General features: G+C 68.5%; 11 protein-coding genes. 10 read left to right on the top strand and 1 reads right to left on the bottom strand.

Annotated features, from left to right (window positions below):
• The coding region (locus AC14A7_RS02015) for a hypothetical protein (protein ID WP_484006211.1) at positions 1-181 on the bottom strand (181 nt) is incomplete at its 3' end.
• A 32-nt stretch (positions 182-213) separates the two neighbouring features.
• Here AC14A7_RS02015 and AC14A7_RS02020 point away from each other — a divergent pair.
• From AC14A7_RS02020 to AC14A7_RS02065, 10 genes are all read left to right on the top strand, one after another.
• Positions 214-891, top strand: coding sequence for a spermidine synthase (locus AC14A7_RS02020; protein ID WP_484006212.1), 678 nt, complete (start codon positions 214-216; stop codon positions 889-891).
• Positions 892-945: 54 nt separating this feature from the next.
• Positions 946-1,602 (top strand): G5 domain-containing protein, encoded by a 657-nt coding sequence (locus AC14A7_RS02025; protein ID WP_484006213.1) that lies wholly within the window; start codon positions 946-948, stop codon positions 1,600-1,602.
• A 30-nt stretch (positions 1,603-1,632) separates the two neighbouring features.
• The gene (locus AC14A7_RS02030; protein ID WP_484006214.1) at positions 1,633-2,268 is read left to right on the top strand and encodes a MazG family protein; all 636 of its coding nucleotides are present in this window, start codon (positions 1,633-1,635) and stop codon (positions 2,266-2,268) included.
• Positions 2,269-2,799: 531 nt separating this feature from the next.
• On the top strand, positions 2,800-4,137 hold the full coding sequence (locus AC14A7_RS02035) for an HNH endonuclease signature motif containing protein (protein WP_484006215.1): 1,338 nt from the start codon (positions 2,800-2,802) through the stop codon (positions 4,135-4,137).
• A gap of 625 nt (positions 4,138-4,762) precedes the next feature.
• Positions 4,763-6,022 (top strand): histidine--tRNA ligase, encoded by a 1,260-nt coding sequence (hisS, locus tag AC14A7_RS02040; RefSeq protein ID WP_484006216.1) that lies wholly within the window; start codon positions 4,763-4,765, stop codon positions 6,020-6,022.
• A gap of 53 nt (positions 6,023-6,075) precedes the next feature.
• Positions 6,076-7,356, top strand: a complete 1,281-nt coding sequence (gene eno / locus AC14A7_RS02045; RefSeq protein ID WP_484006217.1) for a phosphopyruvate hydratase — start codon at positions 6,076-6,078, stop codon at positions 7,354-7,356.
• 251 nt (positions 7,357-7,607) lie between these two features.
• Positions 7,608-8,087 (top strand): FtsB family cell division protein, encoded by a 480-nt coding sequence (locus AC14A7_RS02050; protein ID WP_484006218.1) that lies wholly within the window; start codon positions 7,608-7,610, stop codon positions 8,085-8,087.
• Positions 8,084-8,587 carry a DUF501 domain-containing protein gene (locus AC14A7_RS02055; protein ID WP_484006219.1) on the top strand — a complete coding sequence of 168 codons (504 nt, stop codon included), beginning with the start codon at positions 8,084-8,086 and terminating at the stop codon, positions 8,585-8,587. Before AC14A7_RS02050 ends, AC14A7_RS02055 begins: the two co-directional genes overlap by 4 nt.
• Before the next feature lie 3 nt (positions 8,588-8,590).
• Complete coding sequence (locus tag AC14A7_RS02060) at positions 8,591-9,871, top strand: S8 family peptidase (protein WP_484006220.1); 1,281 nt, start codon at positions 8,591-8,593, stop codon at positions 9,869-9,871.
• Between the two features lie 39 nt (positions 9,872-9,910).
• On the top strand, positions 9,911-10,583 hold a 673-nt coding region (locus AC14A7_RS02065), incomplete at its 3' end, for an NAD(P)/FAD-dependent oxidoreductase (protein WP_484006221.1).

The following is a 10,583-nucleotide window of genomic DNA, read 5'->3' on the forward strand; positions in this document are numbered from 1 at the left end:
TGTCGCCGTCGTGCACGTAGTTGACGGTGGCGGGCTGGGCGTCATCCGGTTGGGGAATGGATGCGCTGCCGAACTCCGGGGCGGCGGTGGCAGCGGGCGGGGCGTCGTCGCGCGGCACGGCGAACCACAGCAACGCCACGATGACGACGGCGGAGGTGACCCAGAGGATGACGGTGCGCATGAGGTCAGGCTAGCGGCGCATACGCTGAGCCCATGATCTTTGAGGAGCTCGACTACCAGGAGACCCCGATGGGCGAGCTGACGCTGCGGCGGCGGCTGTTCAACGGGCAGCACGTGTTCGAGGTCAAGCTTGGCGACGAGTACCTGATGTCGTCGCTGTTCGTCGTCGCGGAGGAGGAACTGGCGCACCTCGGGCTTGCCGCTCACGGCAACCCTCGCACGGTTCTGGTCGGCGGGCTCGGCCTCGGCTACACGGCCGTGGCGGCGCTGGCCGACCCGCGCGTTCAGTCGCTGACCGTCGTGGATGCCCTGCCCGCCGTCATCGACTGGCATGAGCGGGAGCTGCTTCCGGTCTCGTCTGCGTTGGTGCGGGACCCGCGTACCTCCTTGGTGCACGACGACTTCTTTGCGCTGATGCGGCGGACCCCGGTGGTTCGGTACGACGCGCTGCTCGTGGATATCGACCACTCCACCACACACTCCCTCGACCCCTCGCATTCCGACCTGTACACGGTGGAGGGGCTCGCGGCGCTCGCGGCGCACTTGAATGACGAGGGTGTATTCGCTCTCTGGTCTGACGACCCGCCGCTGGCATCCTTCGAGGCCTCGCTTGCCGCCGTGTTCGCGGTTGTGGAATCGCATGTGGTGAGCTTCGACAACTTCCTCACCGGGGGAGTGTCGACGAACACGGTGTACGTGGCGCGGCTCTGAGCATTCCCCGTTTTGGGGACACCGCTGTTGTGGGCGTCGGCGTACTGTTCGGACATGAGCATTGCTTCGTGGTTCGTGCGTCTCACCCTCGCTGGCAAGCTGGTTCTCTTGGCGTTCGTTGGCGCATTGTTCCTACCTGCCTTTGTTGCCGGGGCCGTCCTCGTGGCGGCCGTCTCCGGTGCATCGACACAGGCACACCAGCCGAGCGGCGAGTCGTTTGCCAGCGCCCCTGATCCAGGTCCAAGCCAGTCGCCGGCTCCGAAGGTGACAACAGACAAGGTCATCGAGACGGTGGGCGAGCCCTTCTCGCGGGTCACCGTAGAGGACGCGACTGTGGCGGCCGGAGTGACATCGGTTACGACTGTTGGTGCGCCGGGCACTCGAGCGATGGTCTACCTGGTGACGTACATCGACGGGGTGGAGGCATCCCGGGAGTTGGTCTCGGACGAGGTCATCATCGCGCCTCTGGATGAGGTCACGACCATTGGCACGTACGTCGCTCCTCCACCTCCCGCTCCGGTGCCGTTCGCCGCACCGGCGGGCGGGTGCGATCCCAACTACTCGAGCCCATGCGTGCCGATCGCCTCCGATGTGGACTGTGCGGGAGGAAGCGGAAACGGTCCGGCATACGTGACGGGGCCGGTGCGCATTTCCGGCACCGACATCTACGACCTCGACCGTGACGGCGACGGCATCGCCTGCGACAAGTAGCGGTGCCGGCCCGCTCAGTAGGCTGAATGGATGGCGCACCCCGAGCTCGAGCAACTCATCGCGACCCTCGAGCTTCTGCGCGCGCCGGGCGGCTGCGCGTGGGATCGCGAGCAGACGCACGGCTCGCTGGTTCGCCACCTGCTCGAGGAGTCGTACGAGCTCGTCGACGCGATCGAGTCGGGGTCTGACGCTGCTCTCATCGAGGAGCTTGGCGACGTGCTCTACCAGGTGCTCTTTCACGCCGACATCGCGGCAGAGGCGGGGCGCTTCACCCTCGAGGATGTCGCGGCGCACATGAACGCGAAGATGATCGGGCGGCATCCGCACGTGTTCGGCTCCGCCTCGGCGTCGTCGGCCGCCGAGGTGGTCGAGCTGTGGGACGAGCTCAAGAAGGCAGAGAAGCCGGGCCGCACCTCCGTGCTCGACGGAGTGCCCCAGGCGATGCCCTCGCTACTGCTCGCCGACAAGCTGCTCGGCAAGGCATCCGCGCTTGGAGTAGTGGCGGCGCCGGCCGATGTGCCTGCCGTGTCTCCGACGTCGGAGGCAGAGCTCGGCGCGTCGCTCCTGGCCATCGTGAGCGCTGCGCGCGAACAGGGAATGGATGCCGAACGCGCCTTGCGAGGCGCGCTGCGGTCCCTGCAAGACGAGATTCGATCGGTGGAGTAGGTTCCGCGGCCTCTGGTGCTTCTGGTGTGATGGGGGTCGCGGGGTTGTCTTTCTGATTCCGGGTGTGCTGCGGGTCTGCGCTCGTGCTGCCTAGGCCGCTTCGCGGCTGGCCTGTCGGCGTTGGTGTCGGGGCTGCTGTGTTGGCGTTCGCTCCGGTGGTGTTGCTTGGGGGTGTTCTCCGTTTGCGTGCTTGGGTTCCGCGCCGCATGTGTTGCCTGGGTTCCGTTCCACGTGGGCTGCTCTGGGGAGTTCACCGTGCGTGCTGATTGGGTTCCTCTCGGCGGGAGTTGCTTGGGTCCTCTCCGCATGTTGCCCCTCGGCGTGTGTTGCCGAGGCGCCCTCTCCGCACGCGCCGCCTAGGCGTCCTCTCCCCGCGCGCCCGCAGGTGTCCTCTCCGCACGCGCCCGTGTGGCGTCCTCTCCACACGCGCCCGTGTGGCGTCCTCTCCACACGCGCCCCTGTGGATACGACTTCTCCCAAGATTGCTCGATCGCTCTAGAGCATACGTTCGAAGGTTGGGAGAATTGACGCATGCTCCTCACCGACGAACTCGACGCACTCGCTGCGGCGACCGTCGCGCTCGCGGGCTGTTCCTTTGCCGAGATAGACGACGCGGCTCTGCTCGCAGCGCACGCCCGTCTTGCCGAGTCGAGACGCCGCATCGACGCGGCCATCGCATCCTCGGCTGCAGAGATCGCACGGCGCTCCGATCGATCTCTCGGTTACGACGGGCTCGCCCAGCGACTCGGGGCCGGCTCCGCAGAGCGGCTAGTGCAGCAGGTCTCAGGGGTCTCCCGCCGCGATGCGGGCGCACTCGTGCGCATCGGGTCGCTCGACTCGACCTCGCCGCTCAGCACCCCCGTTGCGGCTGGCCGCCTGTCGATCGAGGCAGCAGAGGCAATCCGCGCCGGGCTCGGCGAGCCGTCGGCGGCGGTGCCGCCGGCCGCGATCTTCGCGGCAACCTCCTCGTTGCTCGAGTTGTCTGCAACCCTCACCGTGGAGCAGCTCAGCGCCCGCTCCCGTGCCCTGCGCGACGAGCTCGACGCGGCAGCACTGCCTCTCCGTGAACACGAGCTGCGCGAGCGCAGGTACCTCCGGCTCTCACCCCTCGCCGATGGCATGGTGCGCCTCTCCGGCCTCCTCGACCCCGAGTCCGCGGCCCTGGTAGGCGACTCGCTCGACGCAATTACCTCGCCGCGTCGCGGTGGGCCGCGCTTCGTCGATGCGCGCGCACGCCAGCAGTCGACGAACCTCGAGGTCGACTCGCGCAGCCTCGACCAGCTCATGGTCGACGCACTCGTCGACATCGTGCGGGTGGCGGCGTCTGCCGACGCCGGCCGTGTCTTCGGCCAGCGTCGTCCGTCGGTGCGGGTGCTCGTGGCGGAGCGCGACCTTCGCCACGGCGAAGGCCCCGCCCGGCTCGAGGCGACGGGTTCCACACCCGGGGGAGCGACGGTTTCTCTTGCGACGGCGGCTCGCCTCGCGTGTGATGGCGGCATCCAGCCGGTCGTCGTCGGCGACGCGGGCCAGGCGCTCCGCCTTGGCCGCACGCAGCGCCTGTTCAGCGCGCAGCAGCGACTCGCGCTCGCCGCGAGAGACGGTGGATGCCGCTTCCCCGGCTGCGATCGCCCGCCATCCTTCACCGAGGCGCACCACATCACGCCGTGGTCCCGCGGCGGCCGCACCGACGTCGACGACGGAATCCTGCTGTGTCGACATCACCACCTGCTGGTGCACAACAACGGGTGGCACATAGAGCGGCGCGGGGTCGAGTTCACCCTGCTGCCACCGTCCGCAGTGAATGGCGAGCGCCGGATGCCGATGGCACCACCAAGCGAGATCTGGAGCCGTGCGCAGCGCGCGGGGTGACCCCGGCGCGGGTCGCCCAGTCATGACGCCACTCCGAACGACACGGTGCCATCACCGCACCCCCGGCGGGGCCGATCAGTGTGCGAGCCGCGTACAACGCCCGTGGCGCGAGGCGTGAGGTGCCGGGTGCGAGGTGCGAGGTGCGAGGTGTGAGGTGCGAGGTGCGAGGTGCGAAATGCGGGGCGCGAAATGCGGGGCGCGAGGTGGTGACGCGGGGTGCCGGGTGCGAGGCGCGTTGCGGCTGGCGGGTGGTCAGGCGCCCTCCCCAACCCGAATGGAGAGGGCGCCCTTACCGAGCACTAGAAGAGCGCAGAATGCGCAATGTATTCCAGTGCTGGTGCAGGCCGCCCGATTTACCCGAATCGGGGGGCCCAGCTCATGGGAGAACTCTCATCGCAGAGCCGTTCTTACTGTGTGCCACTAGAGGGCAACTCGCACGAGCTTACAGAGCGGTCAGGGCACAGTCAAAGCAGCCCGCCAGCCCAGCCACCCCCAGCCCAGCCAGCCCAGCCCAGCCCAGCCAGCTAGCCCAGCTAGCCCAGCCCAGCCACCCCTGCCATCCAGCCCGGCAACCCCGCCCGCCGAGCCGCACGTCGCGCGGTCGCCAGTCGAATACCCTCGAAGCATGGCCAGCCAGGTGAACCCGCCGCGCGGGATGCGCGACTTCGTGCCCGCAGAGAAGGCGCAGCGCGAGCGCGTGCTCGGAGTGATCCGGCAGACCTACCGTGCGCACGGTTTCGACGAGATCGAGACGCCCGTGATGGAGGATTCCAGCCGGCTCAACGCCGGACTCGGTGGCGACAACGAGAAGCTCGCGTTCGGCGTGCTGAAGCGCGGGCTCGACAAGGCCGACTTCGAGAAGGCCGAGACCGCCCTCGACCTCGTCGACCTCGGGCTGCGCTTCGACCTCACCGTTCCTCTCGCACGCTTCTACGCCACCCACCGCAGTGAGCTGCCGACCGTGTTCAAGTCCATCCAGATCGCCCCGGTCTGGCGGGCCGAGCGCCCGCAGAAGGGCCGATACCGCCAGTTCGTGCAGTGCGACATCGACATCATCGGCGAAGCGGGCACCATCGCTGAGGCAGAGCTCGTCGCCGCCACCGCAGACACGCTGAACACGCTCGGTCTCACCGGCTGGAGCATCCGGGTCAACGACCGCCGTCTGCTGTTCGGCATGCTCGAGGCCCTCGGCTTCGAGCAGAGCACCCACGACACCGTGCTGATTACCCTCGACAAGCTCGACAAGATCGGACAGGACGGCGTGGTCGCCGAACTGCGCGAGCGAGGCTTCGACGCCGACGCGCTCGAGCAGTTCTTCCGCCGGCCGATGACCATGGAGTACCTGCCGTACGGCGAGGCCGCGATCCGCAAGCTCCTGCCGGAGGGAGCAGACGATGTCGCTGTCGCCGAGCTCGCCGGGCTCGCCAGCGACGGCATCCCGATCGTCTTCGACCCGTTCCTCGTGCGCGGCATGGGCTACTACACGGGTGCGATCTTCGAGGTCGCGCACGAGCAGCTCGGCTACTCCCTTGGGGGCGGAGGGCGGTACGACGGCATGATCGGCCGGTTCCTCGGCACCGACGTGCCGGCGGTTGGCTTCTCGCTCGGGTTCGAGCGCATCGTCGATCTCGTCGAGCTCGAGCCAGAGGCCAGCGGCGACAGCGTCGCGCTCGTCTACGACGACGGCGTCGAGGCGAACACTCTCATCCAGCTCAAGCAGCAGCTCGTCGCGCAGGGCAAGCGGGTGCGACTGGAGCGGCAGATTCGCAATCAGAAGGTGCTGCTGGAACAGCTGGCGGCATCCGGGTTCACATCCCGTGCCGTCGTGACGACCGCGACGCGAACAGTGGATGACCTCGAGTTTCACCCGCTCTCTGGTGCGTAGCCACGCGGGTAGGATTCCTAGCGGACTTTATACAACAAGAAGGAGTACCACCCGTGGCTGAAATCGAGGCAGTAGGCGCTCGCGAGATTCTCGACTCCCGGGGCAACCCGACCGTGGAGGTCGAGGTGTTGCTCGAGGATGGCACCGTCTCCCGTGCCGCCGTGCCGTCTGGCGCATCGACCGGAGCATTCGAGGCATACGAGCTGCGGGATGGCGACAAGGGCCGCTACCTCGGCAAGGGCGTGCAGAAGGCCGTCGACGCCGTGCTCGACGTGCTCGGCCCGGCCATCGAGGGCTTCGAGGCCTCCGACCAGCGCCTCATCGACCAGACGCTCATCGAGCTCGACGGCACCGACAACAAGAAGAAGCTCGGCGCCAACGCCATCCTCGGTGTGAGCCTCGCGGTCGCCAAGGCCGCCGCTGACTCCGCCGACCTTCCGCTGTACCGCTACCTCGGCGGACCCAACGCCCACGTGCTGCCGGTGCCGATGCTCAACGTCATCAACGGTGGGTCGCACGCCGACTCCAACGTCGACATCCAGGAGTTCATGATCCTGCCGATCGGTGCAGACACCTTCGGCGAGGGCCTGCGCTGGGGCGTCGAGACCTACCACGCCCTCAAGGCGATCCTGCACGGCAAGGGCCTCAGCACCGGCCTCGGCGACGAGGGCGGATTCGCTCCGAACCTCGACTCGAACCGCGCCGCGCTCGACCTGCTGCTCGAGGCGATCACCAAGGCCGGCTTCACCCCGGGCAAGGACATCGCGCTCGGCCTCGACGTCGCGGCATCCGAGTTCTTCACCGACGGCGTCTACACCTTCGAGGGTGCGTCGAAGTCGGCGAGCGAGATGACGGCCTACTACGCCGACCTCGTCGCCAACTACCCGCTCGTCACCATCGAGGACCCGCTCAACGAGGACGACTGGGAGGGCTGGACCACCATCACGAACGAGCTCGGCACCAAGACCCAGCTCGTCGGCGACGACCTCTTCGTCACCAACCCAGAGCGCCTCGCCAAGGGCATCAGCCTCGGCACGGCCAACTCGATCCTCGTCAAGGTCAACCAGATCGGATCCCTGACCGAGACCCTCGACGCCGTCAGCCTCGCACAGCGCAGCGGCTACACCGCGGTCATGTCGCACCGCTCCGGTGAGACAGAGGACACGACGATCGCCGACCTCGCGGTCGCGCTCAACACCGGCCAGATCAAGACGGGCGCCCCGGCGCGCAGCGAGCGCGTTGCCAAGTACAACCAGCTGCTGCGCATCGAGGAGGAGCTCGGCGACCAGGCTGTGTACGCCGGCGCGAGCGCCTTCCCGCGTTTCAGCGCGTAGGTGATTCAGCTCAGCGACGCTCACTCGGGCGTCGCTGAGCTGTTTAACGAGAAGAACGACCTAGGGTTTCTGGCATGGCTGCGCGCATGAATCGTCCGGGGGGACCCCCGCGGCAGCAAGGCGCGCCCGCGAGCAGGAAGCCGGCACCCGGGTCGGGCAAGCCGGCGGCGGGCAATCCGGCAGCGGGCAGGCAGCCATCACCCAGGCAGACCCCCGGACAGCGCGAGAAGCGCTCCCGGCAGCCGCGTCCCGTGCGCCAGCGGGTCGCCGTCGCGATGCCGGAGGAGAGCGCTCCTGGGCACTGGCTGCGCAGCATCCGGCTCTCTGGGTTCACCTTCGTGATGCTCGCGATCCTCGTGCTGACCATCGTGGTGCTCGCACCGAGCCTGCGCACCGTCGTCGAGCAGCAGAACCAGCTCGCCGAGCTGCGCGCCTCCGTCGAGGAGCACAAGGATGCCGTCGAGGCCCTCGAAGACGACATCGCCCGCTGGGACGACCCCGCCTACATCGAGGCCCAGGCCCGTGACCGGCTCGTCTACGTCTTCCCCGGCGACTACACCTACCTTGTGATCGACGACACCGAGACGGTGACGACGGATGATGGCGCGCCCATCAGCGATGACATCCAGACCACCACGGTCGACTGGGTGCGATCGCTGCTCGCGAGCATCGTGACCGCAGGAACCACCACAGAGACCGCTGAAGAGATCGAAGCACCGGCACCGCAATGACACGACCACCGTTCGACCCACCCACCGAGGCCGACATCGCCGCAGTGAGCGCCCAGCTCGGGCGGCCCGCACGCAACGTGATCGGCATTGCGGCCCGCTGCGTGTGCGGCAAGCCGACCGTCGTCTCCACAGCGCCGCGGCTCGCAGACGGCACGCCGTTTCCGACGCTCTACTACCTGTCGCACCCCGCCGCGACGGCCGCCATCTCCACGCTCGAGGCCGACGGCGTCATGCCGACCCTCGCGGCCCTGCTCGTGGGCGACGTCGCGGATGCCTACCGTGCCGCGCACGAGCAGTACCTCGCCGACCGCGAGGGCATCGAGTTCGTCGAGGAGATCGCCGGCATCTCGGCGGGCGGCATGCCGACACGCGTGAAGTGCCTTCACGCGCTCGCCGGTCATGCCCTCGCTGCCGGGCCGGGTGTCAACCCGATCGGCGACATGGCTCTCGAGCTCTGCGGTTGGAGCCCGGAGCGGTGCGAGTGCGCGCTGGAGCTGTGACCGGTGCATAGCGGCGCCGCGGGCCGGTCCACGGCCGTTGCAGCCCCGACGACGCTGCGTCTCGTCGGGGTGCTTGCCGTGGTTGCATACCTGCTGACGCTGGGTGCGGCGCCCGCGCACGCCGACTCCATCCGCAATCGGGAGTACTGGCTCAGCGAGTACCGCATCAGCGAGGCGTGGGCCGTCACCAAGGGCGCCGGCGTCACCATCGCCGTCATCGACACCGGGGTCGACGGAACCCACCTCGACCTCGGCGGCGCGGTTGTCGGGGGCACCGACTTCTCCGGCCATGGCTCCGCCGACGGGCAGACGCCGGTCGGGTCGTCGAACGATCACGGCACGATGGTCGCGAGCCTCGCGGCTGGCCGTGGGCACGGCGATGGCGCAGGCATTCTCGGGGCGGCGCCAGAGGCATCCATCCTCGCCATCTCCATCGGGTTCGATGCGGCCGGCGACGACTCCGACGCCCAGATCGCCGATGCCGTGCGATGGGCTGCCGACAACGGCGCCGACGTGATCAACATGTCGCTCACCCGCAACACCCTCGACTGGCCAGAGAGCTGGGACGACGCCTTCCTCTACGCCATGGAGAAAGACGTCGTCATCATCGCCGCGGCGGGCAACCGCGGCAGCGGCACCACCGTCGTCGGTGCTCCGGCCACCATGCCCGGCGGGCTAACGGTCGCGGGGTTCGACCGCCGCGGCACCGCGAGCTTCGACGCGTCATCCCAGGGCATCACGATCGGCGTCGCGGCCCCGAGCGAGGAGCTCGTCGGCGCGACCCCTGGCGACGGCTACGTGCTGTGGGACGGCACGAGCGGTGCGTCTCCCATCGTCGCCGGCGTCGCCGCCCTCGTGCGAGCGGCCCACCCAGAGCTCAGCGCCACCGACGTCATCAACCGCATCGTGACCACTGCGCGCCCGGCAGGCTCGGCCGGGGTCGACCCCATCTACGGCTACGGACTACTGGATGCCGCTGCCGCGGTCACCGCGACCGTTCCCCACGTCACAGAGAACCCCATGGGCAGCCTCGCCGACTGGATCGTGCTCTACCGCCGTGCTGACGCGCCGCCGGTCTCCCCGCCCACCGCGGCGCAGATTCCCGCGCCGGAGTCCTCGCCGATCGCGCCCGACGCGGGGGTCAGCGGCCCCCTCCTTCCGACCGTCGCGCAGCTGCGGGATGTCGGCATCCCGCTGCTCGTTATCGTGGTCTTCTCCGGCACGTTCGTGCTGCTCGTGGTCGCGGCTGTGCGGCATTTCAGAGGGCTGCGCGCGACACGGTAGATTGGTCGCTGACTTGCCCAAACTAGGAGACTCCCACTCGTGCCCAAGATCCTGATCGTCGGCGGCGGCTACGCCGGTTTCTACACCGCATGGAAGCTCGAGAAGCAGCTTCGCCGCTCCGAGGCCACCGTCACCCTCGTCGACCCGCGCCCGTACATGACCTACCAGCCGTTCCTGCCAGAGATCGCTGCCGGCTCCATCGACCCGCGCCACGCGCTCGTCTCGCACCGCAAGCACCTCAAGAAGACCGAGGTGCTCACGGCCTCCGTCACGGGCATCAACCACGCGAGCAAGACGGCGACCATCACGCCGGAACTCGGTGAGCCCTTCGAGCTCGCCTACGACATCATCGTGGTCACCGCCGGCTCGGTCTCGCGCACCTTCCCGATCCCGGGTGTTGCCGACCAGGCCATCGGCATGAAGAACATCGAGGAGGCGATCGCAGTACGCGACCGCATCCTCACCAACTTCGACAAGGCGGCCCTGCTGCCCAAGGGCGACCCGCGTCGCGAGCGCCTGCTCACCTTCACCGTCGTCGGCGGCGGCTTCGCCGGCATCGAGGCCTTCGCCGAGATGCGCTCGTTCGCGAGCTACCTGGTGCGCCAGTACCCGGCCATCGACTTCGAAGACACCCACTTCCACCTCATCGAGGCGATGGGCCGCATCATGCCGGAGGTGTCGCTCAAGACGAGCCACTGGGTGCTCAAGAACC

Source organism: Conyzicola sp. (assembly GCF_057073975.1).

Excerpts from the sequence above, each read along its gene's own strand:
- AC14A7_RS02020 (WP_484006212.1), top strand. The coding sequence starts at position 214 with ATGATCTTTGAGGAGCTCGACTACCAGGAGACCCCGATGGGCGAGCTG.
- AC14A7_RS02025 (WP_484006213.1), top strand. The coding sequence starts at position 946 with ATGAGCATTGCTTCGTGGTTCGTGCGTCTCACCCTCGCTGGCAAGCTG.
- AC14A7_RS02030 (WP_484006214.1), top strand. The coding sequence starts at position 1,633 with ATGGCGCACCCCGAGCTCGAGCAACTCATCGCGACCCTCGAGCTTCTG.
- AC14A7_RS02035 (WP_484006215.1), top strand. The coding sequence starts at position 2,800 with ATGCTCCTCACCGACGAACTCGACGCACTCGCTGCGGCGACCGTCGCG.
- hisS (WP_484006216.1), top strand. The coding sequence starts at position 4,763 with ATGGCCAGCCAGGTGAACCCGCCGCGCGGGATGCGCGACTTCGTGCCC.
- AC14A7_RS02055 (WP_484006219.1), top strand. The coding sequence starts at position 8,084 with ATGACACGACCACCGTTCGACCCACCCACCGAGGCCGACATCGCCGCA.